Annotated in this window: 24 protein-coding genes; 21 read left to right on the top strand and 3 right to left on the bottom strand. The window is 46.4% G+C overall.

The window, feature by feature from the left end:
• Positions 1-8: 8 nt before the first annotated feature.
• Complete coding sequence (locus SAR116_RS04285) at positions 9-371, bottom strand: hypothetical protein (RefSeq protein WP_041860758.1); 363 nt, start codon at positions 369-371, stop codon at positions 9-11.
• A 57-nt stretch (positions 372-428) separates the two neighbouring features.
• On the opposite strand from SAR116_RS04285, the gene SAR116_RS04280 reads away from it, so the two are divergent.
• Positions 429-824: a flagellar export chaperone FliS gene (locus tag SAR116_RS04280; RefSeq protein WP_013045709.1), complete on the top strand. Its 396-nt coding sequence runs from the start codon at positions 429-431 to the stop codon at positions 822-824.
• Positions 821-1,144: a hypothetical protein gene (locus tag SAR116_RS04275; protein ID WP_013045708.1), complete on the top strand. Its 324-nt coding sequence runs from the start codon at positions 821-823 to the stop codon at positions 1,142-1,144. Before SAR116_RS04280 ends, SAR116_RS04275 begins: the two co-directional genes overlap by 4 nt.
• Here the strand turns inward: SAR116_RS04275 and SAR116_RS04270 are convergent.
• On the bottom strand, positions 1,141-2,247 hold the full coding sequence (locus SAR116_RS04270; RefSeq protein ID WP_013045707.1) for a sigma-54 interaction domain-containing protein: 1,107 nt from the start codon (positions 2,245-2,247) through the stop codon (positions 1,141-1,143). The genes SAR116_RS04275 and SAR116_RS04270 overlap by 4 nt on opposite strands.
• 219 nt (positions 2,248-2,466) lie before the next feature.
• On the opposite strand from SAR116_RS04270, the gene SAR116_RS13855 reads away from it, so the two are divergent.
• The 19 genes from SAR116_RS13855 to SAR116_RS04170 all read left to right on the top strand — a co-directional run bounded on the left by SAR116_RS13855 (position 2,467) and on the right by SAR116_RS04170 (position 19,869).
• On the top strand, positions 2,467-3,669 hold the full coding sequence (locus SAR116_RS13855; RefSeq protein ID WP_013045706.1) for a sigma 54-interacting transcriptional regulator: 1,203 nt from the start codon (positions 2,467-2,469) through the stop codon (positions 3,667-3,669).
• Positions 3,670-3,681: 12 nt separating this feature from the next.
• Positions 3,682-3,993 (top strand): flagellar hook-basal body complex protein FliE, encoded by a 312-nt coding sequence (fliE, locus tag SAR116_RS04260; RefSeq protein WP_013045705.1) that lies wholly within the window; start codon positions 3,682-3,684, stop codon positions 3,991-3,993.
• Between the two features lie 54 nt (positions 3,994-4,047).
• A complete protein-coding gene (fliF, locus tag SAR116_RS04255) occupies positions 4,048-5,766 on the top strand; it encodes a flagellar basal-body MS-ring/collar protein FliF (protein WP_013045704.1) in 1,719 nt (572 codons plus the stop codon).
• 56 nt (positions 5,767-5,822) lie between these two features.
• Positions 5,823-6,854 (top strand): flagellar motor switch protein FliG, encoded by a 1,032-nt coding sequence (fliG, locus tag SAR116_RS04250; protein ID WP_013045703.1) that lies wholly within the window; start codon positions 5,823-5,825, stop codon positions 6,852-6,854.
• A gap of 34 nt (positions 6,855-6,888) precedes the next feature.
• Positions 6,889-8,289 carry a FliH/SctL family protein gene (locus tag SAR116_RS13190; RefSeq protein ID WP_013045702.1) on the top strand — a complete coding sequence of 467 codons (1,401 nt, stop codon included), beginning with the start codon at positions 6,889-6,891 and terminating at the stop codon, positions 8,287-8,289.
• Positions 8,286-9,614 (top strand): FliI/YscN family ATPase, encoded by a 1,329-nt coding sequence (locus SAR116_RS04240; RefSeq protein ID WP_013045701.1) that lies wholly within the window; start codon positions 8,286-8,288, stop codon positions 9,612-9,614. The genes SAR116_RS13190 and SAR116_RS04240 overlap by 4 nt, the downstream gene beginning before the upstream one ends.
• Entirely contained in the window at positions 9,614-10,036 is a 423-nt protein-coding gene (locus SAR116_RS04235; protein ID WP_013045700.1) for a hypothetical protein, read from the top strand. Before SAR116_RS04240 ends, SAR116_RS04235 begins: the two co-directional genes overlap by 1 nt.
• 102 nt (positions 10,037-10,138) lie before the next feature.
• The gene (locus SAR116_RS04230) at positions 10,139-11,947 is read left to right on the top strand and encodes a flagellar hook-length control protein FliK (RefSeq protein WP_013045699.1); all 1,809 of its coding nucleotides are present in this window, start codon (positions 10,139-10,141) and stop codon (positions 11,945-11,947) included.
• Positions 11,948-11,974: 27 nt separating this feature from the next.
• Positions 11,975-12,553: a flagellar basal body-associated FliL family protein gene (locus tag SAR116_RS04225; protein WP_013045698.1), complete on the top strand. Its 579-nt coding sequence runs from the start codon at positions 11,975-11,977 to the stop codon at positions 12,551-12,553.
• Between the two features lie 23 nt (positions 12,554-12,576).
• The gene (fliM, locus tag SAR116_RS04220; protein WP_041860757.1) at positions 12,577-13,557 is read left to right on the top strand and encodes a flagellar motor switch protein FliM; all 981 of its coding nucleotides are present in this window, start codon (positions 12,577-12,579) and stop codon (positions 13,555-13,557) included.
• A gap of 147 nt (positions 13,558-13,704) precedes the next feature.
• Positions 13,705-13,953 carry a flagellar motor switch protein FliN gene (gene fliN / locus SAR116_RS04215; protein ID WP_238531190.1) on the top strand — a complete coding sequence of 83 codons (249 nt, stop codon included), beginning with the start codon at positions 13,705-13,707 and terminating at the stop codon, positions 13,951-13,953.
• 202 nt (positions 13,954-14,155) lie between these two features.
• Positions 14,156-14,623, top strand: a complete 468-nt coding sequence (locus SAR116_RS04210) for a flagellar biosynthetic protein FliO (RefSeq protein ID WP_013045695.1) — start codon at positions 14,156-14,158, stop codon at positions 14,621-14,623.
• Entirely contained in the window at positions 14,620-15,405 is a 786-nt protein-coding gene (gene fliP, locus SAR116_RS04205; RefSeq protein ID WP_013045694.1) for a flagellar type III secretion system pore protein FliP, read from the top strand. The genes SAR116_RS04210 and fliP overlap by 4 nt, the downstream gene beginning before the upstream one ends.
• 45 nt (positions 15,406-15,450) lie before the next feature.
• Positions 15,451-15,717 (top strand): flagellar biosynthesis protein FliQ, encoded by a 267-nt coding sequence (gene fliQ / locus SAR116_RS04200; RefSeq protein WP_013045693.1) that lies wholly within the window; start codon positions 15,451-15,453, stop codon positions 15,715-15,717.
• A 7-nt stretch (positions 15,718-15,724) separates the two neighbouring features.
• Complete coding sequence (gene fliR, locus SAR116_RS04195; RefSeq protein WP_041860756.1) at positions 15,725-16,546, top strand: flagellar biosynthetic protein FliR; 822 nt, start codon at positions 15,725-15,727, stop codon at positions 16,544-16,546.
• Positions 16,539-17,696: a flagellar biosynthesis protein FlhB gene (gene flhB / locus SAR116_RS04190; RefSeq protein ID WP_013045691.1), complete on the top strand. Its 1,158-nt coding sequence runs from the start codon at positions 16,539-16,541 to the stop codon at positions 17,694-17,696. Before fliR ends, flhB begins: the two co-directional genes overlap by 8 nt.
• Positions 17,696-17,917: a hypothetical protein gene (locus tag SAR116_RS04185; RefSeq protein WP_013045690.1), complete on the top strand. Its 222-nt coding sequence runs from the start codon at positions 17,696-17,698 to the stop codon at positions 17,915-17,917. Before flhB ends, SAR116_RS04185 begins: the two co-directional genes overlap by 1 nt.
• Before the next feature lie 250 nt (positions 17,918-18,167).
• The gene (locus SAR116_RS13185) at positions 18,168-18,905 is read left to right on the top strand and encodes a hypothetical protein (protein ID WP_013045688.1); all 738 of its coding nucleotides are present in this window, start codon (positions 18,168-18,170) and stop codon (positions 18,903-18,905) included.
• An 85-nt stretch (positions 18,906-18,990) separates the two neighbouring features.
• Complete coding sequence (locus SAR116_RS04170; protein WP_013045687.1) at positions 18,991-19,869, top strand: hypothetical protein; 879 nt, start codon at positions 18,991-18,993, stop codon at positions 19,867-19,869.
• Between the two features lie 359 nt (positions 19,870-20,228).
• On the opposite strand, the gene SAR116_RS04165 is transcribed toward SAR116_RS04170, so the two are convergent.
• Positions 20,229-21,383 (bottom strand): flagellar motor protein MotB, encoded by a 1,155-nt coding sequence (locus tag SAR116_RS04165; RefSeq protein WP_013045686.1) that lies wholly within the window; start codon positions 21,381-21,383, stop codon positions 20,229-20,231.
• Positions 21,384-21,444: the final 61 nt, after the last annotated feature.

Here is a 21,444-nt window from a genome sequence, read left to right as displayed (position 1 = left end):
ATTCTGAATTAGGCCAGAATATCCACATGATCGCGAAAACGAGGCGTTTCAATATGCATATTAGAAATGCGTGCCATTTTAGATAAAAGTGTGTTGTGTTGATAAGCAGGTGACATAAGTGCACGCGCCGCTAGAAATTGTTCGGCGGGCACAGCAGAAGGGGCATGCCTTGGGTGTCTAATAATCACCGCAGGTTGGTTTGGATAATCCTTCGGCATTACCTGTAAGGCGCTTGTTGCCTCGATTCCCATTACCGTTTGGCGCAAACTTGGCACAATGTTTGCAGGTGACATAGCAGTCATAGCATATGCGTTGGCGGGTTTTGCCGCTGAAACTGGTGGTATAGCTTGATTTGCTAAAGTATTAATCATGAATTTAGCAATAGCATAACTGCGTCAAAATGCAAGAAATAGGAGCGAAATTCTTCAATGAGCTACAATAAAATGATGCATGCTTATAAAAAATCTGATCAGGACGCTATTGTTGAGTCGGATGATCCCCACGCAATGGTTTTTCTTATGTTTGAAGAGTTGTTGCGCGCGATGAACAAATTCGTCGTGAACGTAGAGGATTCTAAAGGGTCTCCAGAGGAGCGCTCGAAATCTTTGTCTCGTGCATTAAGCATTATTTATGGTCTGCAAACGAGCCTTAACTTTGAGGATGGTGGTGAAATTGCTGAAAATTTGTTTCGGCTATATGAGTACGCACGTATTCAGCTAATTACCGACTCAGGGAATAATGAAATTGCGGGAACTAAGGTTGCGATTAGCGCTTTGGACGAAATTTGTGATGCATGGGGGATGATAGGAAAGGCAGTAACATGACAGTAATATCAAAAAACAAAAAATTCCCGAATAATCTGGCTTTGATAAAAGAGTTTGAGGCGCTTAGCCATGAAATTGATGATGCCATCAACCGTGCCGATTTTGCGGCTATTGAGGTTTTAGACCAATCGCGCCGGAATCTGGTGAATAAGATGGAAGTGCCTCAAGATGCCGTTGCTGACGAACAATGGTTCAAGATTGCCAGACGGTGTGTCCAGCAGAATGATGCAGCTAAAGAAAGAGTTTTGGGGCTGATGGCTGAATTACGTCAGAACACTGGGTCGAAGTTAAGACAATTGAATGGTTATCGGCCAAGCTAGTCAATATTTTCAAGGGCGCTTGATTGCGCTACTGGTTTTTCGATCATTAATTTTTTCATTTTTTCAATCAGCGTGGTGCGCCTTAATTTCAGCGCGGCAGCCGCCTGGCTGACCATACCGTCGCTTTTTTCTAACGACGCTTCAATCAGTACCACTTCTATGTCACGCAGATGTCGGCGCAGATCAATTGTATCAAAATAACTAAACCAGTCCCGATAATGCGATGGATGCGGAAGTGGGGCATCTTCTGGGTCACCAATGCCACCTAATGAAATACCACTTAAATCATCAGCGGCATCCCAAATGGCATTCATCTCTTCCTCGCGATCGGGAACTTTTAGTCGTAAAAGGTTTTCTTTGACTTGGGTGCCGGAAATGCTTTTACCAGCGAATAGCACTACGGCGCGCTCAATGACGTTGCGTAACTCACGAACATTGCCGGGCCATGTATAGCGGCCTAACTCGCTATAGCCACTTTCGGATATTTCAGGGGGAATAATATCATCATACTTACCCATCTGTGACAAAATACGCTCAACAATCTGGGGGATATCTACGGCGCGTTCAGCCAAAGTTGGCACTTGGATAGGGAACACATTGATCCGGTAATATAAGTCAGCACGAAATGAACCGTTATCTACCTTTGATGGGATATTTTGATGAGTTGCGCAGACAAGGCGGAAATCAACATTAATATCCTTGCCGCCGCCAACCCGCTGAATTGTGCGATCTTCCAACGCGCGTAGCAATTTAGATTGGAGGGAGAGGGGCATGTCACCAATTTCGTCAAGAAACAACGTGCCACCATCAGCCATTTCAAAACGACCTTTGCGGTTTTTATCGGCACCGGTAAAGGCGCCTTTTTCATGCCCGAACAATTCGCTTTCCAGCAATTCACTGGGGATGGCGGCGCAATTTACCGAAATCAGTTCACCGGTACGGTTGGAACTATTATGAATAGAGCGGGCGACTAGTTCTTTACCAACACCTGTTTCGCCCAGAATAAGCACGGTTGTTGATGATGGCGCTACCACGTCTATTAGTTTTTTTAAATCTTTTGACGCGGCTGAGTTGCCAACAATAAGCTCATCTGTTTGAAGCACAGTGCAAATCCCTCTGAAAAGTCATGTGTCAATATTCTGTTAGTAATTTGTTAACATTTCAAGCAAAACGTCAGAATTTTGAACAGTTTTTTTCAGAAATTACTTTAAAAATAAAACTAATTAAAACAATAACTAATAAAAAAAATTAACCAAAAATTAAAATTGGCAAGGTTTTTGCCTTACTTCGGGGACAACAATTTTTAACCGAAGGCGAATATTATGGGCTCAATTCACTTGGAAATCGACAGCTTCGACGCTGCATCATGTCTGGCTGACATACTTAATGACCGTATGCTTCCATTCACATCCAAAGGTGACAATGCTGCACCTGGAGATGCTGAAAATCAGGGGCGCGCAAGTGCATATGTATGTTCAGCAGCCTTTGAAGCTAAATCAGGTGGTCAGGAAGGCGTCATTGCGCTGAGCCGGAAATATCGTGCTAGCCAGGTCCTTATTGTCAACGAAAATCAGCCAGAATTTAAAATCGAAGAACAGTTTGGCGGAAAATTTATCCGTGTGTCTTTGCCTGTTAAAACAGCAAAGCTGGCTAACCCTTTGGCGGATCGTGCGCTTGACTATGGTTTGCAATTAATCGCCACATTGTTGTCCGGCGAAAAGAATGTTGCGGCTGGTGACAGCTCCAGCTTTGAGCTTCTGAACCTAGCCAAGCGTGTTGCCAGTACAGATGTAACTGTTTTCGTCAATGGGCCCACGGGCACCGGCAAAGAGGTTCTGGCAAAATTTGTTCATAATCATTCATCGCGCACCGCCGCTCCCTTTGTGGGTGTGAATTGTGCAGCTATTCCCGAAAATATGCTTGAGGCTATTTTGTTTGGTTATGAGAAAGGCGCCTTTACAGGTGCATCTACATCAAATAAAGGCATTTTCCGGGCGGCTGATAGTGGTACGCTTTTGTTAGACGAAATTTCTGAGATGCCGCTTGGCCTACAGGCCAAACTACTCCGCGTGCTTCAGGAAAAGGCGGTCACACCAATCGGTTCACAGACCGACATTCCGGTTGATGTTCGTGTTATTGCTACAACCAACCGTGATATGGCGCATGAAATCCGCACCGGCGGGTTCCGCGAGGATTTGTATTACCGGTTGAACGTATTTCCTTTGAATACCATCAGTGTTGCTGATCGCGCACTCGACATTGTGCCTATTTGCACATTTTTGATGCGTCGTCACTGTTCTGACATTTCAAATATTCCATGGCTCACCGATGCTGCGGTTGAAAAACTGACTAGCTACGCATGGCCTGGCAATGTCCGCGAACTTGAGAATGTTCTACAGCGCGCTTTGGTGCTGGCGATGGACAACAAAATCACCGTGGCAGATATCGTGACTGACGATGCCATTCATAACATGAACCGGCAGCCTCTGACTTCAGAGACTTTGCAGAATGTGGCCGTCGGGTAAGGGGATTAGACAATGACATCTATTGGGCCAGTTGGAAGTAATATATCAAGCTTGCACGCACAGGTTTTAAAGCGTGCGGATACAGCCTTGAGCAAGGAACCAGATAACGGCTTTTCAGACCGTATTGGCGATGCTTTGAAATCTGTTGCTGATACCCAGAAAAACGCTGCCGAATTGACCAAGGCCTATGAAATGGGCACAGAAAATGACCTGACTAAGGTCATGGTCAATCAGCAGGTATCATCACTTGGTTTTCAGATGACATTGAATGTCCGAAACAAGGTTCTGAGTGCATATAAAGATATTATGAATATGCCGGTCTAGTCGCATATTTTTTTGAATTTCATAAGCCACATTGGCGCATAAAGAGAGATTAAAATGGCTGAAGCAGTAAACATGGGTGACGCAAGTGCAGACGGGACAACCGTTGCTGTCAAATCAGACAGTGGAATGCTCTCAACAGTAAGACGGTTTACGTCAGACCCTGCCGTGCGCAGAGCTTTACCAACCTTTGCGGCCATTATATTTGCTGTTGCGGGTCTTTTTGTATTTGTTTTCATGCAGGCACCGCAACGAACAACCTTATATGCGTCCTTGCCCGAATCAGAAAAGGCACGCGTTGTCGAAGCGCTGATCAATTCTGGTGTCGAGGTAACCCTTGATCCAACAACAGGTGATGTGCTGGTGCCAACAAGTGATTTTCACCAAGCAAAGATGAGCCTTGCGGCGCAGGGTTTGCCAACCTCAGTGCCTGATGGCTATGCCAGTGTTGGTGACATTCCGATGGGGTCTAGCCGTTCGGTTGAAAATGTCCGCCTGAAACAAAGCCAGGAAATTGAGCTTGCCCGCTCTATCGGTGAAATCGATGGAGTTGTTTCAGCACGAGTTCACCTTGCAATTCCCGAAAAATCTGTTTTTGCGCGAAATGCGACACCGCCAACAGCATCTGTTTTCATTCAGATGAATAATGGCCGGACGCTTGGCTCACAACAGGTTGAAGCTGTAGTTCATCTTGTTTCGTCATCCGTGCCAAGCATGGCAAAAACAGATGTAACGGTTGTTGATCAATTTGGAGCTTTGCTGTCAAATCCTACCAACGACATGGCGTCATTACTTTCGGACAGCCAGTTACAGCACAGAATTCGTCTTGAAAACATTTATCGCAACCGTGTTATTTCGTTGGTTTCACCTATTGTCGGTGCAGGCAACGTTACCTCACAAATTAATATTGATATCGATTATACGCGCAGCGAAACAACCGAAGAACGTGTTGATCCCGATGGCAACGCTTTACGCAGTGAGCAGAAAAGTGTTGATATGAAATCAGACGCAAATGCGCGCGGCATCCCGGGTGCAACAGCAAACCGCCCTCCATTGCAAAGTGAAATAGATTCTGTTCAGGCTGATGATGCTGGTGCAAAAGGCAGTGTATCGACACAATCATCAAACGAAGTGCGTAACTATGAAGTAAGTCGTACTGTATCGACAACGCAAAGCCCTTCAACGCGTATCGTTGGTATTCAGGCAGCCGTCTTGGTTAGAGATAAGGAAGTTGTGAACCCTGAAACGGGTCTGATGGAAGTTGTGCCTTTCACTCCTGAAAAACTGGCAGAAATTGAAAAGCTTGTAGCTAATGCTATCGGTATTGATGCCGAGCGTGGTGACAAGCTTACTGTCAGCAGTTCTGCCTTTGTGTCAGCAATCGAAGGTGTCACAAAAGCCTGGTATGACATGGAATGGGCTATCAATCTTATGAAACAGGGTATGACACTCCTCATTATGGGTGTCGTCGTGCTGGGTGTTATCCGCCCGTTGATTGGCCGGATTATGGTGCCAGCCGCAGTTGGTGCACCAGGCGAAGCAATGGTCAGTCTTGATGATGATCTGGGCGGTGAAGCTATTGAAGTTCAAGAAGGTGAAAGCCTTGAGGACATCAAAGCCAAACTGAAGCCTAAGAAGGCAGCTATTTCGGCAGAAATGCTAGATACAGCCAACACGTATGATGATAAGGTCGCTGTGATCAGAATGATCGTAGGTGATGAAGCTGGTCGCGTTTCAAATGTGTTTAAGTCCATGATGGAACGTGACATCGGATAAATCAAATCATGTAGGCAGTTTTGCCGAAGATATAGACAAGGTTAGAAGAGAGTGACATGGCAGATGCTCCGAACAAAAAAGACGAAGCTTATGAAAAGTTATCAGGTACTCAAAAATCAGCCATTCTGATGATGTTGCTTGGTGAAGAAGAAGCCTCGGAGATTTTGAAAAATCTCTCACCCCGTGAAGTTCAACATCTTGGTGCCGCTATGTATTCGGTACAAGGTCTTGATCAGGATACGGTGAATAGGGTTCTTGATGAATTCTTGGCGATCATCAAAGAGCAGACCAGTTTGGGTCTTGGTGCTGGTAACTATATCCGTAACGTGCTGAATAAAGCGCTGGGTGAAGATAAAGCGCAATCAGTTCTTAGCCGGATCACGCCTTCAAGCAGCGATCGTCCAATTGAAATTTTGGACTGGATGGATGCCCGATCTATTTCGGAACTGGTTATCGATGAGCATCCACAGATCATCGCGTTGGTTATTTCTTACCTTGATTTCGGACTTGGTGCCGATGTGCTTATGCTTTTGCCTGATGAAATCCAGTCTGATGTTATTGGGCGTATTGCAACGCTTGAAACGGTTCAACCGGATGCGCTGCGCGAGCTTGAAGACGTTATGCAACGCAAGTTCAAAGCCAATACAACTTTGCGCGCAACGCAGGTTGGCGGTGTTAAAGCGGCTGCCCGGATTATGAACTTTACAAAACAGGATATGGAAGCTCGCATCATGAAAGAGCTTGCCAAGGGCGATAAGCTTCTTATGCAAGGTATTCAAGAAGCGATGTTTGTCTTTGATAACTTGCTTGGATCGGATGATAAATCATTACAGACGCTTATGCGTAACGTTGATACCGAAGATCTGGTTCTGGCCCTAAAAGGGGCAGATGAACCACTTCGTGAAAAGCTGTTTTCATGTATGTCGGCTCGTGCTGCGGCCAACCTTGCTGATGAGATGGAGGCCTTGGGGCCTGTCCGTCTGACCGAGGTTCAGGAAGCGCAAAAACGTATCATTAACATAGCACGTCGCCTTTCTGATGAAGGCAGTATCGTACTTGCAGGCCGTGGAGGTGATGACTTCGTCTAGAATGAAGATGATGAAGTTACAGGACATATAAAATATGAACGAAGCAGCTCTCGAAAATACGAATGGATTGGCGGATACTGAAATATCCCGTCTGATTACATTATCGCACCAGGCAAGCTATTCTCGGTCTGATATTTTGCCTGTCCGCGAACCAAGTCCGTTTGAACCTAAAACCCTTGTTGAAATAGCCATGGCGGCTCAAAAGCGCCGTGATGAAGCAAAAGCGCATGCAGTGGCTGAAAAGGTAATGGCCGAACAAATTGCTGCTGAACAATCTGCTGGTGAACCGACAGTATCACCAAAGGAAGGTTCAGGTGAATCATCTACTGAAAATCTTGATACGGCTGAAGTGGTTACAACTGAGCTAGCAGATGCAAACACAATTGATGTATCCAAAGACGTTGAGCCACAATCAGTAAATAATGCTGATCAATCAGTCGATGTTGCGCCAGGCATGGAAACGGAAAACAACGCATCTGATAGTTTGCCAGATGCGCAAGTCGATCCACAGGCAGATGCTCAAAATGAACAAACTACTCAGTTGTCGCCTGATGCAGCTACGCCATCAATGCCGGATCCTGCCGTGCTTGAGGCAGAATATAAGCGTGGTCATGAAGCAGGGCTTACCGAAGGTCAGGCAAAAGCGGCAGAACAGCTTGAGAAAGTCCTACAGAATTTTGAACAGGCTACATTGGCCTTGGCTAATCCCGATGCCCTAGATGTATCAGCTTTAAGTGCACAGATTGCCAGCCGTATAATGGCACTGGCAAGTGATCGAGCTGGTCAGGCCATTTCAGATATGCCTGAACCCTTCGCCAAGCGCATTGAAGATTTGATCACCATGGTCAAGTCCGATACAGCCAGCCCCACCATTAATCTGAATCCAGAAGATTTTGCCAGCATCAAACCGTTGGCAAGAAACCGTGAAAAGCTTAAAGGCTGCAACTTCGCCATTGATGAAACAATGGCGCGTGGTGATGTACGACTAGCGGTTGGTGGCGTCGGGCTTGTTGACCAGATTTCAAATCGTACAAACATCCAGTTATCTGAAGATCAAAAAAGTGACGAAGCCGCCAGCCAACCTGAGATATATGACGCGGCTATAGCCGCAGATGCTGATCTAGCCATCACTGCAAAGCCACAAGCTATCAACCCATCAGAAGATGAAGTGGACGCAGCCCCTGCATCTGATGCTGATGTCAAAGCGGCTGATCTTGCCCCACCTGTTTCAGACCTAACAGACGCATCTGTATCAGATACCCAAGCGGTATCCAGTGATGATAAGCGTGAAGCAGAAGCCACCAAGCCTGAGGATGCCAAGTCCCAGGATGCCAAGTCCCAGGATGCCAAGTCCCAGGATGCCAAGTCCGAGGATGCCAAGTCCCAGGATGCCAAGTCCGAGGATGCTAAGCCTGAGAGTGATAGCGCGAAATGAGTATCTTGAGCGACGCAATCATGACTGATTTGAACGCTGTGAAGTTGGATCAACCTATCTCATTATATGGACATGTCAGTCGTTATGATGGCCAGATTATTGAGTGCGATGGGTTTCCAGCAAATATAGGATCAATTTGTGAGGTGAAAACCGACAATGAGACGCCTGCAATGGCAGAAGTGATTGGTTTCAATAACGGAAATAATCTGCTTTCGATTTATGATTATGGTGCGCGTATCCTTGTTGGTGCCCGCGTGTCACTTGTTGATGATGGCGCGTATATACCTGTTGGCGAAGGCCTTTTGGGACGGGTAACCGATGCGCTTGGTGTGCCGCTTGATAATCGCCCGCTTCCCCCATTAGAGGGTCAGTGGCCATTGATGGGAAAAGAACTGAACCCTCTGCAACGTAAACCCGTTGATAAACCGTTGGATGTTGGCGTGCGCATTATCAATTCGGTCCTTTCGGTAGGCCAAGGCCAACGTGTTGGCATTATCGCAGGATCGGGTGTTGGAAAATCAGTTTTGCTGGGAATGATGAGCCGGTTTACTGATGCTGATATTGTGGTCGTTGGTATGATTGGAGAACGTGGCCGAGAAGTTGGCAGCTTTGTTAACTACATCCTTGGCAGTGAGAGCCGTGATCGCGCCGCTGTTGTGGCGGTGCCAGCTGATAGATCTCCGTTATTGCGGATACGTGGTGCCGAACGCGCAACAGCCATTGCTGAATATTTTCGCGATAAAGGTAAAAATGTTCTACTCATTATGGACTCTCTGACGCGTGTGGCTCATGCGCGCCGTGAAATCGGTCTTGCTCTTGGTGAACAGCCGACATCAAAGGGATATCCACCATCAGTTGTATCAATGATACCAAGACTTATTGAGCGCTCGGGTACCGGTGTCGAAGGGCAGGGGTCAATTACCGCAATTTATACCGTGCTTGCTGATGGTGATGATGCAAATGATCCCGTTGTTGATACAGCACGTGCTATTTTGGATGGTCATATTTTGCTCTCGCGTCAGCAAGCGCAAATGGGCATTTATCCTGCTATTGATGTTACAACATCGGTTAGCCGGGTTATGAATGACATTACTGATGCAGATCAGCAAGCTTCCGCCGCGCGCTTTCGGCGTCTGGTTTCCCTATATATGGAAAACCGTGATCTGATCCTTATGGGAGGATATACCCCTGGTCAAGACCCGGATCTCGATCTTGCCGTTGAATTATGGCCAACTTTGACCAAACATATACAACAGCCGGAAGCTGAAAAAGCAAATTTTGCAATCAGTCGTGATGCACTTATTGGCTTGATGAGAAATGCGTAATGGCAAAGGATAAAACAATTTATGATAAGCTAGCCCTAAAGGAAAAGATGCTGATGATGCAAAAGGCACGTGGCATGAAGACCTTGCAGGAAGAGTTGACACGCGTTACTTCAATCAAGGATCAGCTCAAGTCAATTGTTGACGATACGGCTATAAAAAAGGGTGAAACGAGTGTTCGTGAACTGCGTTCATCAAATTGGTATAGTGCGCAGATTCATGAACAATTGGTGACAGTCGAAAACCGGACAGAATTTCTCAGCGAAGAAGTCGGCACCCAGAAGAAACATATTGCAGAAGCTTTACACCGGCATAATAAATCGCTTGAAAAAGCTGATGAAAGGCGACGCATTCTTCGCGAAGAGCGCGAAGAAAAGGCGGCGACTGATGTGCCGCGTATTAACCGCGCACTCGCAGATCGTTAGATAGATTTCCTGATATTTTGTGACTGGCACCGAACTTGCAAAGCTTTGGTAATCAAAGTTCATTCCGGGCATGTTCCGGACATCAATCGCAGGAAGTGCAGCATGACAACTATCGATTCATCAGCCAAATCAGTAATGGTTCCAACCTCTGGAAATGAAGCTATCGCTTTATCTGAAAATGCAGCGTTGTTTGAAACGCTTTTTGGGTTGATGCAAACGGCGACAGATATTCCCAATGCTATGGAAGCCCAATCTGGCCTTATGGTTGATGGTGCGCCGGAACCAGGTGTTGATCTGGCGTCTTTGCCAGCCATCATTGCATCGGTGCCCTTGGGATCAACAATAGCTATGCCCGCAGTACCTAAAGCTGAAATTTCGGATGGTGCGCTGGCCATGGCACAAACGCTTTTGGTGGCGCAAAGCGTTGGTTTGGTTGACGCGGATGGTGATGCCAATGCTAATACAGATGCGCCTGCTACGCTTGATTTTAAAATTGGGTCACCGATTCCAGCACTGAAAAAAGATCATTTCGAGCCTGAACTTCCGGTCACTGTACCTGCTGAATTATTTGCCAAGGCGCGCGCGCTTGTTAAAGGTGAAGTGACCGCGCCATCACGAAATAATTATGGCACTGGCCCGCAACCTGTGCATCAATTGATGAGTTTCTTGAAACAAGCTGTGGTGTCAAAGGACGATAAGCTAACGCGCGTTCAGACGCTAGAGACGCCATTATCTGATGACGCTATGCCAAATATTGTTGGTCAGCCTGCTGGTGCCCTTGTCATCTATGATGCCCCGCATACCGTACCAGCAGTTCAGGTTATGGCACCTAATTCAGCCCCGATGCCGCGCATAGCTACTAAGGTGGCACCAGACAGCGTCACCTATAATGAATCCCACACTGTTTTAACAGCACCGCAATTGGCAAAGCTCGAAAGCGCAACGCCAATGCCGAATATTATAGGAAAATCTGCTGGTGCCCTTGTCACCTATGATGCCCCGCATACGGTTTTAACAGCGCCGGATATGATCGCCAAGGCCGCGCCAATGCCGACCATTGCTGGCAAGTCTGGCACCGCCGCCGTTATGTATAGCCAAGCGCATACAGTTATTGAGTCAAATGGTGAGGTGAAGGCATTTGATGTGGCGCAAGCGACAAAGCAAAATAAAGTTCAACTTAGTAATGTCATCGAAAGTGGCCTCATGCCATCTGCACCAAAGGATGTGGCAGCACGGGCATCTATCATTGTTGATAATGGCGCTATCCGCATGCAAAGTGAAAAGCCTGTTCCCCAGCGCATAGGCGGCGACACAGCGGCCATCATTCAAACCAGTGAAAGCAGTAATGGGTCAGGAACCCAGAATAACGGTAATAGAAATGATGGCGGTGGTTTTGACCAGGCATCGCGTGGCAACACGCAAATAATGACAGCGCATCGCCTGAACATGGCAGATAAAACTTGGCATGAAGGTTTTGTGCGCCGTGTTGAAAATAGCATCAAGAATGGTGACGGCGTCATTCGTATCTCGCTTGAACCAAGGCAACTTGGCCGTATGCAGGTAAAGCTTGGATTTCAGGGGGATGCAACACGCATCCAGATTACAACCGAAACCTCAGCAGCAGCAGCATTATTGTCAGAGAATGAAGGCCGGTTGAGCCAAATGCTGGATCAGGCAGGGCTCAAACTTGGCAATTTACAGACAAATACAACAGGATCATCGGGTTTCGACCAGAACAATAATATGGGTGGCCAGGCAAATTCTGGTCAGACCGGCACATCTTCTGGCAATGATGATCAATCAGCTGGCAAAAACCAAAGCTCGAATGGGCGTGACGAGGCCGATAATGGTGAAGAAACGCCAAATACATTAGAAAATGACAATAAAACAGTTTTGAATATTTTGGCGTGATGATAGATTTCTAAAGAGGACGGATTAATGGCTGAAAATGATGAAGAACCAAAGAAGTCCAAAGGATTTCTTATAAAAATTATCTTGTTCGTAGTTGGCGGATTTGTATTGATTGGTGCTGGCCTTGGCGTGGGCTACATGCTGTTTGGCGCGGCGCAACCTGATCCATCCGAGCAGATTGAGGAAATCATAGAACGCAAGATGCAGGAAGCCGAGGCTGCTGAACAGGAAGCGCTCGACAATGCGACAGCACAGCGTGTGTCAAAGGACACTCCCGAAGTTGAGAACTTTGTAACCATCTATTATGAATTTCCGGGCACATTTACGTCAAACCTTATGGGATCACGTAAAATGCTTCAGGTTGGTGTTGGTGTATCAACGCAATATGATGAAAGCATAATGGAAATGGTTGAGTCGCATCAACTTGCGCTTCGTTCAGTCGTGCTTGGCGTTTTGAGCGAGTTTGGCGAAGATGATGTCCAGGGCATCGCAGGCCGTGAAAAGCTTGCCACCGCCATGAGAGATGCCATGAATGCTAAACTTGAATCTCTTGAAGATTTCGGTGGTGTGGCAGAAGTGCATTTCACATCCTTTGTACTGCAATAAACGTTTAAGACAGAATAGGTGTAATCTTGGCATCCACGCGGAAATTAAGTAGCGACGAAGTTAATGCCCTTATCGAAGGGCTAGGATCAGACTCGTCCGCATCACCGGCGTCTTTGGACGTTGGTGACATGGCAGATGTTCGTCCGTTCAAATTTGGTTCGGATGATCTTTCGCTACTTGGTGACTATTATGCGCTTCGGATGATCAATGAACGCTTTGCCCGCTTTGCCCGTTCTGTTTTTCTGCCAATGTTGCGGGTGCAGCCACGTATTTCGTCATTCCCGCCCGAGGTAAAGAGCTTTGATGAATATGCCGCTGGTATTGACAGTTTCATGAGTCTGAATATCAGCCGCATTGAAGAATTACGAGGCAGCATGCTCACGGTTCTTTCACCGTCATTTATTTCGGTGCTAACCAATTCCTATTATGGTGGCAAAATCGAGGGTAATAAATCCCGCCGCCCGGAATTTACCGCCACGGAAGAACGTGTGATTCAGTTGATTAATCGCGGTCTTAACGAAACTCTGGAAAATTCATGGCGTGATCTTATGGAGATCACCTTGTCGCATCAAAGTAGTGAGGTGAATACGCAATTCGCATCATTTGTTGATGGTGCTGATTTGGTCATTATTTGTTCATTTGTTGTGCAATTGCCGGATATTGACGCAGCCAGTTTTGATGTGATTTACCCATTGCAGACCTTAAAGCCGATTGCCGCACAGTTGCGCTCACGTGTTCAGTCTGACCGTATTGAAGATGATCAAAGCTGGCGTGACCGGATGGAACGCGCTGTACTTGATATTCCCATTAAAATGACGGCCAAGCTAAGTGAACCTGTCGTTTCAATGAGCAAACTAATTCGCTTGAAAGAGGGTGATGTATTCCCGATCCAGATTGGCGATGGTGTCGAAGTCTTGATGGATGAACATCGTTTTTATTATGGAGAAATGGGTGAAGTTGGGGGGCAATCTGCCATCAACCTGACCTCAAGAATAGTCGAATAGTCGTAGCGGGATATGCCGGTATGTTCTACTGGATCCGTGTTTAGAGAGGATAATTAGATGTCTGACGAAGCAGAAAACGTTGTTGAAGAAGCCAAAATTCCGGGTGCTGAAAGTGCGGGCATAGATGAGCGCATCAGCAAGGAAAATATGCGCGTTCTTGAAAATATCGACGTTAGCCTAACCGTAGAAGTCGGTAGTGCCGAGATTAAAATCCGTGATTTGCTTAGGCTTAATGAAGGCTCGGTTATCGAGTTAGACCGTTTGGCAGGCGATCCGCTTGATATTTTGGCTAATGGAACCATGATCGCCAAGGGCGAAGTGGTTATGGTTGGCGAACGCTTTGGTATTCGGTTCTCAGAAATTGTCGCGCCAGAAAAGCGGATGGAAACACTTTAACGCATCCTGTCAATTTCCTGACAAAAATGAATGCTATCTGATTGATGATTATATGAAGGCTTCACACTTTTGATTTCTATCAGATAGCGACTATTAAAATTATTTATAAACAGTACGTTATGAAAAAACCTGTTTCATAATATAAGTCTGGCATGGTCTTTGCCTTGTTTGAAGTGAATTTCACTCAAGGCGGAGACGGACTATGACGCTGACAACAATCACAACAGAGCAGGGGGTTATTACCCTGGCGTTCCTGACGCTAATGCTTTTGCTGTTGATTATCGTTCGAAGATTTCGTGGCGGTATAAGAAAGCGGTTCCAGCCAGAAAAGCGAATGCACCTAATTGAAGAAATGTCGATGACACCGCACGAACGTTTGCGGCTTGTTGATGTTGCGGGCACGACGTTTTTGATTTTTACCGCAAAGGGTCAGCCAAGCACCATGGTGCAATTGGATAAAAATCTGGCTATTGCGCAACCATCGCAACAAAAATCAGTATCGCCATCAGCGAAACCAGCCCAACCATCCAAACCAATTCCATCAATTCCAACGGCAAAGCCAGCATCGCAAACGATCACGGCTGAGACACTTGATGCTGAAGAAAACCCAATTTCTGCAGCTATTAAGCAGGCGCGCCTTCGTAACCCAAAATTAGGATTAGAAGAATGACCCGTATTGTGCGCATCCTCATAACCTCTTTGCCTATTGCCATTCTTTCTCTTTGTGGTGTGATGAGTGGTGCCGAAGCACAGCTCATTGGTGATACGCCACCGGGATTGCCAGCATTCAATGTAACCGGCAGCGAAGACGGTACTTCAACCTATTCATTGTCATTACAGATATTGGCATTGATGACGGCTTTGACAGTGTTACCGTCACTTGTTCTAGGCATGACATCCTTCACCCGTATCATCATTGTTTTATCAATTTTACGTCAGGCGATGGGCACACAGCAAACACCACCTAATCAGGTGCTGGTTGCGATTGCCCTGTTTTTGACCTTTTTCATTATGGCACCAACATTCACGCAGCTGAATGATATGGCGCTTTCTCCCTATATGGAAGGGACGATGCCGATGGAAACAGCGCTTTCAGACGGCACCAATATTATGAAGGATTTTCTGGTACAAAATACGCGTGTGACTGATCTGGTCATGTTCACTGAGATGGCAGGTGACACAACTTATGAAGATCCAAAAGATGTGCCGCTAACCGTCTTACTACCAGCTTTCATCACATCCGAATTGAAAACAGCATTTCAGATTGGCTTTTTGTTATTCTTGCCATTTCTGGTCATCGACATGGTGATTGCGTCTATTTTGATGTCACTAGGTATGATGATGCTGAGCCCGATGCTTGTTGCATTACCTTTTAAACTTCTGCTGTTTGTTCTGGTCGATGGCTGGGCGATGACAGTTGGCTCACTTGTAGCCACCTACGCCGGATCATGACCGGATACGCCCTAACGATCACTTTTAAGAATAGGAATGCTGATTATGGATTTTGACTCAAATGTAGAATTTCTACGTATTGCATTTTGGCAGATTATCATTGCTGCTGGTCCCCTACTGGGAGTTGCCCTCGCGATTGGTTTGCTGATTGGTATCTTTCAAGCGGCGACATCGATTAACGAGCAAACCCTCAGCTTTGTACCAAAATTGGTGATTGTTATGCTTACCTTTGGGTTGGTGTCCAGCTTCATGCTTGCTCAATTATCCGACTATTTCGCTTTCATCTTTGATCAAATTGCCACAATCAGCTAACTGAAAAATGCTTCCTCTCGTCACCCAAAATATGGTTGCTCTTCCCGGCATGGATTTGCAGTGGGTTGTGACGTTATTGGTGCAATATTTGGTTGCAAGCTTGAGAATTGGCGCATTTATGATTTCATCGCCTATGTTTGGTGCCCGATGGATGCCCTTGCAGATACGAATTATAATGGCCTTCATGTTGGCTATGAGTGTTGCTATTCAAGTTGAACCTATTGATGTGAATGTGATTACGTCATTGCCTGGCTTTATGATCATGGCAACAGAAATCACAATTGGGCTTGCTGCAGGTCTGGTTCTGACAATATGGTTTGCCGGTGCGCTTCTCGCAGGTGAAAAAATTGCGTCAACGGCGGGTCTGGGGTTTGCCGCGCAGGTAGATCCATCAACTGGTGGCCAAACACCAGTTATCAGTCAGATATTATATCTGTTTCTTACGGTTATCTTCTTATCCTTGGACGGGCATCTGATGGTGATCCGGATCATGCTGGAATCTTATAGCATTATGCCGCTTGGGCATGTGCCAGACATGGGTATTCTTGTTGAGGCTGGTATCAGCGCTGCTGGATCGATGTTCTTTGTTGGGGCCATCATCATGCTACCTGTTGTGATCATTTTGCTGATGATCAATGTATCGATTGGTGTCATAACGCGCTCGGCACCTCAGCTAAATCTATTTTCTTTTGGTTTCCCAATTTCGATGTTGGGTGTCTTTATTGTGCTGTATTTTTCTGCAGGCACGCTATCAAGCAACATGTCAGATTTGGTGTTTAACGCGATTTCTGATCTGCAGGTAATGATGGAGGATTTGGCAAATGGCTGAAGAATCCAGTGATGGGCAAGAAAAGACCGAAGACCCCTCCGAACGGAAACTCGAAAAAGCCCGCGAAGATGGTCAAGTATTATCCTCCAAGGAAGCCTTTGTATTCACAACATTGGCCATGGCAGTTGTCCTTATGATGGGACTATCCTCTGTATCGTCAGCTGGACTGACACATTGGGGTACATTGTTCCGCTGGGATAATGCGGATCATATTGATACACTTGCTTTTGGCAAACTTGTGCAGTCATTTTGGATGATCATTATCATATCGACCATTATTGGTGTGCCGATGATGATTGTTACGCTGTTTACGCAGCTTGCTGTTGGCGGGGTCAATTTCGCCCCTAAGTCGATGGCGTTCAAAGCGAACCGTATAAATCCCATATCTGGTCTGAAGCGTATGTTTTCGGCTAAATCACTTGTTGAACTTGGCAAGTCGATATTAAAGGTTGTGCTACTGTTTGGTGTCGCTGGTTTGCTAATTTATGGCCAGTTGCCCAGCATTTTACGTCTATCTGAAGGCACGCTCAACGGCGCCATAGAAAAAATGGGTGACGTATTTCCGGCGCTTTTGGGTGCCATGTTGATCGTTCTATTCATTATCGCGGCGATTGATTATTCCTGGCAAAGCTACTCACATACCAAGAAGTTGAAAATGAGCCGGCAGGAACAGAAAGACGAACATAAGCAAACCGAGGGTTCACCTGAAGTGAAAGCCAAAATTCGCCGCATGCAGATGGAACAATCACAAGCCTCAAGCCAGCAACGTGAATCGCTTGAAAATGTCGCGGATGCTACAGCCATTATCACCAACCCAACACATTTTGCCGTCGCGCTTAAATATGTTGCGGGTGAAGCAGGCGCGCCAGTTGTTTTGGCTATGGGTAAGGGGCGCATTGCCGAACAGATTATCGAACGCGCTAATGATTCAAAAATCACCATAATGCGCAGCCCGCTTCTTGCCCGTGCTTTGTTCTTTACGAGTGACATTGGCGGTGAAATTAGCGAAAAATTATATAATGCTGTTGCGATCGCCTTGGCCTATATTTATCGCATTGATAATGGTGAAACGCTTGGCATGCCGGATATCGATTTGCCTGAAGATCTGCGTTTTGATGAGAATGGTAAGACAAGTAAGGATGTAGAATAATGGCACGACGCACGCATAGAAGTTTGGGCGAAATGATCAGCACTGTGAGCTTCTACGGTGTTTCGGCAGGGGCTTTCGTGCATGGTATGGCGTCACTTGAGGTTGATGAACCACTCTATAAAACAGTTTTGATTTTTACCGCTTCGTTTTTATGTTTTCTGGGCGGTGCGAGATTTTCTATTGCCAATATGTTTGATCAGTCTCAAAGGCATAAGAAATGACGCTGAAAAAAAATTCCAAGCCAATCAAAAATGCCAAACCAATCAAACAGCCCAATTGCTTTGAATGTACATTCCATTTCATTACGCATGAGCGTGGGCGGCCATATGGATGTCAGAAATTTGGGTTCAAAGGACAATTTTTGCCGTCACGGCATGTTTTTGAAGCAACTGGCATGAAATGTGCTTACTTTCAACCGAGGAAAGCGCCTGTCAGGCGTCATTCTTCGTCCTAATTCGTCAGGAGACAGGTATGAGCAGCGAATATAATGCGGTACAGGAAAGTATCAAAATCGCGCTAGATGCAGCAGACGCTGCCACAGACGTTTCGTCTGAATTTAATAAGATTAAGCGTGAAAACAAAAAACTGGAAGGGTCAATTAAAATGATTCATCGCTATACAGCAATTATATTTGCCAGTTCAATGGTTGCCGCGGTGGCAGCATTGATTTTTGCGTCTCTAATCTATTTCAGAACTTTGTCTGATTTGACCACAATGACCACAACAAGCCGTGAAGCTTTGGTCGTATTTGCAGAAAATGTTGATACGATGAACAACTCGCTAGATAAGTTGAAAGTGTCGTTGGAGGCACAGCAAGAGTTAGTCTCATTAAACAAAACGCTGATTGCCGAGCTTGATACTTTGCGGACAACGATCATTGATTCAAACCGTGAAGTTGTCGCCAGCATGCGTGACAGTAACGAGAAAATGTCAGCTGATAATGATAAGCTTGCCAAAGCCATCACAAATGGCATCGCCAATGAAATGGGAAGTCAGACCAGCAAAATTACCAAACAGATGGCGCAATTGGCTAAATCAAACGAAGGCGCCATGGACTCTCTTGCCCGCAGTATGGCAAGCAATGAGGTGCTAACCCAAGTATCAGCCAATCAGGCCGTGCTTGCAGATCATCTTGAAGCGCTAGCTGGCCAGAACAAGCAGATTCTGGCGCAGTTCAAAGCCAAAGATAATAAGGTCAGCTATCCGTGATCGATATTGCAATCCACTATCGACAAGGGGTGAAGATGGGTTCTGAAAAGGCCCTTTTTGCCTGTTATGCACCCAAGGTCATAAGATGAATGAAAACAACACCAGTACCGGCAGAAACCAGTCGGGCTCGTCGCCTGATGGCGCCATACCAAAGAGTGCCTTTGGTTATGAGACAAGCCCAAACCCAGACACAGTAAGTGATGCTGGCGCGGCCAACCCTCAGAATAATGCGCCGCGTAACAGCTTTCTGTCTATTTCTGAAATTGGCACTATTTCGCGGTCTCGGACACTTCGCCTGCAAAATGGTGATGCGATTGTCGCTGTTGATGCAAAGCCGTATCACGGTGATATTGATACCTTCTTGGACATTCTGTTCGACATCGAAGATGGCAAGTCTGTTATGCTTACAATTTGGCGTAAGGGCGTGATTTATAATATCATTGTGCGTGGTCCTCTTGGCTGCACCCTTGAATATGCAAAGCCTGACATATCCGAAGCCATTAACAATGATTTTAAAGAGGCTGATATAGGTCATCCGGATGATTATTCGACCTTTGAAGTGTTGCGCGACATCAAGCGAAAGACAGAAGTCATTGATACGCGCCCGTCTGATCTTATCATGTTTATCCCTGCCATTTGGCTTATGCAAAACCGGCTATGGGAAGCTTTGCTGGCAGTGACCTTGATTTATGGTGTCACCTTGAGCGTCCACTGGGTGCTGTTTGTGATCGCCTATATATTGCTGTCGCTTTACTTCAAAAAGGCACAGGTGCCTCTAAGACGTAGCTTCAGCCTGTTCAAAGAACGGCAGATGTGGCTCATAATAGCGGGACGCTCGATACGTGAGGTACAGGAAATATGTCGCAAGATTGATCCAAAATGTGATTTTATTGATAGCGAAGTCGGACCTGTCCTGCCTGATGAAGCACCAGCCAAAAAACGCCGCCGCCCACGCAAAAAATAGACCTATTATCTGGTCTCAGCGTCGCGGCCACACACCCTATCTATAGAGTGGCTATAGTCCATCCTCATATCACATCCTAGTCAGGCTGATGCTCATACTCATGCCTGCTTGTGGCGCTAAATATCTGTTCGGCATATCATGCAATCCGGCTTAAGGTCTTGTCTTGAACTGCCCTATAGCCAAAAGTCTTGTGGCTCAATGGCCGCTACCAGATCCCGTTAACCGATGCTGATATCGATCCATCATAGCTGTTAAAGCCAATACAATCTCTCATAAACGACAAAACCACCACCCCTTTGGGGGTGATGGTTGGTTGATACGAAACGCTGGCTGAGTTAGCCTAGGCAAGTACATAGGGTCTAATAGTTGATCTCAATCTCAATGCGTCGGTTCAGTGCGCGCCCTTCAGCCGTATCATTGCTCTCCAGTGGCATGGACTCACCAAAACTAACAGCCTGCATGCGGTTACCTGGAACTTGACCACTATCTTCGAGTGCCTGCACAACACTTGAGGCACGCGCCGCAGCCAGATCCCAATTGTCACGGAATTGCGATCCAAAGATAAGTGGCACATTATCCGTATGACCAGATACATTGATTGAACTAGAGCCACCAGCGCTCACCTCGGCGATTTGCTGCATGATCTCCCTGGCGCTATCTGTCAGCTCGGCTGAACCGGATGCAAAGGCGCCGCCTGATCCAACGGTAATAAGGACACGATCCTCTTCACGTTCGACCGTTACTAGCCCCTGACCAATTTCCTGACGCAAAGCCACTTTCAGCTCATCTTCAGCAATCGCTGCTTGTGCATTCTGCTTTTCTTGCTGTTCTTGTGCTTCGGCTTCTTCTGCTTCTGATTGTGATTGACTGGCACTGGCAGATTCTGCGGCCGCCAGCATTTTCTCAAGCTGTTGCTCAAGACCACCAAAAAGCACTTCGGCCTCGGCCTTGCCAGCGGCATCCTTGGCCTGCTCGATAGCATTCAAGGTTTCTTTCAAAAGCTGTGGCATATTTTCCTCAGGCGCGTTGGTAGGCGTGAAATTCACAATCACTTTTTCACCAAGGGATTCGACCTCGATTTCACCGCGCGCGATGGCATCTTCAAGCGCCTTAACAATATCTTCTGCATTATCAAGATCGCCGCCATCGTCATCTTTGTCTTTGTTCTTGATATCCAGATCAGGCTGTGTGTCTTTTGTCGTTTCCTGATTCATCTGGTTAGTCGCAGATGGGGCTGGGTTTGGGCTGAAATTCAGCGACAGAATAGTTGTGCCTTTTGGCTGCTCAACAATGGGAACAGTCCGCTGCACACCAAAAGCATTTTTCAAAGAACCAGAAATCTGTTTGAACTTTGGTACGTTGAATTCCGCAAAAGACAGAATAAGAACGAAGAACGCCATCAGCAATGTCGCCATGTCAGCAAAGGTAGCCATCCATGCAGGCGCACCCACGGGAGGACATTTAGGACAATCTTCCTCTTCCTTCTCTTCAACTTCTTCGACTTCTTCAGCCATCGTTCAAATCCTTTCCAACCTTGCTAATTATTGCCCTACGCGCGCTTCATTTTGCAAAACG

The sequence above is a fragment of the Candidatus Puniceispirillum marinum IMCC1322 genome, assembly GCF_000024465.1.
GTDB classification, from domain to species: Bacteria; Pseudomonadota; Alphaproteobacteria; order Puniceispirillales; family Puniceispirillaceae; genus Puniceispirillum; species Puniceispirillum marinum.
This window is presented reverse-complemented; position numbering and strand designations above follow the sequence as displayed.

Excerpts from the sequence above, each read along its gene's own strand:
- SAR116_RS13190 (WP_013045702.1), top strand. The coding sequence starts at position 6,889 with ATGAACGAAGCAGCTCTCGAAAATACGAATGGATTGGCGGATACTGAA.
- fliP (WP_013045694.1), top strand. The coding sequence starts at position 14,620 with ATGACCCGTATTGTGCGCATCCTCATAACCTCTTTGCCTATTGCCATT.
- SAR116_RS13185 (WP_013045688.1), top strand. The coding sequence starts at position 18,168 with ATGAGCAGCGAATATAATGCGGTACAGGAAAGTATCAAAATCGCGCTA.
- SAR116_RS04275 (WP_013045708.1), top strand. The coding sequence starts at position 821 with ATGACAGTAATATCAAAAAACAAAAAATTCCCGAATAATCTGGCTTTG.
- SAR116_RS04225 (WP_013045698.1), top strand. The coding sequence starts at position 11,975 with ATGGCTGAAAATGATGAAGAACCAAAGAAGTCCAAAGGATTTCTTATA.
- SAR116_RS04170 (WP_013045687.1), top strand. The coding sequence starts at position 18,991 with ATGAATGAAAACAACACCAGTACCGGCAGAAACCAGTCGGGCTCGTCG.
- SAR116_RS04165 (WP_013045686.1), bottom strand. The coding sequence starts at position 21,383 with ATGGCTGAAGAAGTCGAAGAAGTTGAAGAGAAGGAAGAGGAAGATTGT.
- SAR116_RS04285 (WP_041860758.1), bottom strand. The coding sequence starts at position 371 with ATGATTAATACTTTAGCAAATCAAGCTATACCACCAGTTTCAGCGGCA.
- fliG (WP_013045703.1), top strand. The coding sequence starts at position 5,823 with ATGGCAGATGCTCCGAACAAAAAAGACGAAGCTTATGAAAAGTTATCA.
- fliF (WP_013045704.1), top strand. The coding sequence starts at position 4,048 with ATGGCTGAAGCAGTAAACATGGGTGACGCAAGTGCAGACGGGACAACC.
- SAR116_RS04185 (WP_013045690.1), top strand. The coding sequence starts at position 17,696 with ATGGCACGACGCACGCATAGAAGTTTGGGCGAAATGATCAGCACTGTG.
- SAR116_RS04230 (WP_013045699.1), top strand. The coding sequence starts at position 10,139 with ATGACAACTATCGATTCATCAGCCAAATCAGTAATGGTTCCAACCTCT.
- fliN (WP_238531190.1), top strand. The coding sequence starts at position 13,705 with ATGCGCGTTCTTGAAAATATCGACGTTAGCCTAACCGTAGAAGTCGGT.
- SAR116_RS13855 (WP_013045706.1), top strand. The coding sequence starts at position 2,467 with ATGGGCTCAATTCACTTGGAAATCGACAGCTTCGACGCTGCATCATGT.
- fliR (WP_041860756.1), top strand. The coding sequence starts at position 15,725 with ATGCTTCCTCTCGTCACCCAAAATATGGTTGCTCTTCCCGGCATGGAT.
- SAR116_RS04210 (WP_013045695.1), top strand. The coding sequence starts at position 14,156 with ATGACGCTGACAACAATCACAACAGAGCAGGGGGTTATTACCCTGGCG.
- flhB (WP_013045691.1), top strand. The coding sequence starts at position 16,539 with ATGGCTGAAGAATCCAGTGATGGGCAAGAAAAGACCGAAGACCCCTCC.
- SAR116_RS04240 (WP_013045701.1), top strand. The coding sequence starts at position 8,286 with ATGAGTATCTTGAGCGACGCAATCATGACTGATTTGAACGCTGTGAAG.
- SAR116_RS04280 (WP_013045709.1), top strand. The coding sequence starts at position 429 with ATGAGCTACAATAAAATGATGCATGCTTATAAAAAATCTGATCAGGAC.
- SAR116_RS04235 (WP_013045700.1), top strand. The coding sequence starts at position 9,614 with ATGGCAAAGGATAAAACAATTTATGATAAGCTAGCCCTAAAGGAAAAG.
- fliE (WP_013045705.1), top strand. The coding sequence starts at position 3,682 with ATGACATCTATTGGGCCAGTTGGAAGTAATATATCAAGCTTGCACGCA.
- fliQ (WP_013045693.1), top strand. The coding sequence starts at position 15,451 with ATGGATTTTGACTCAAATGTAGAATTTCTACGTATTGCATTTTGGCAG.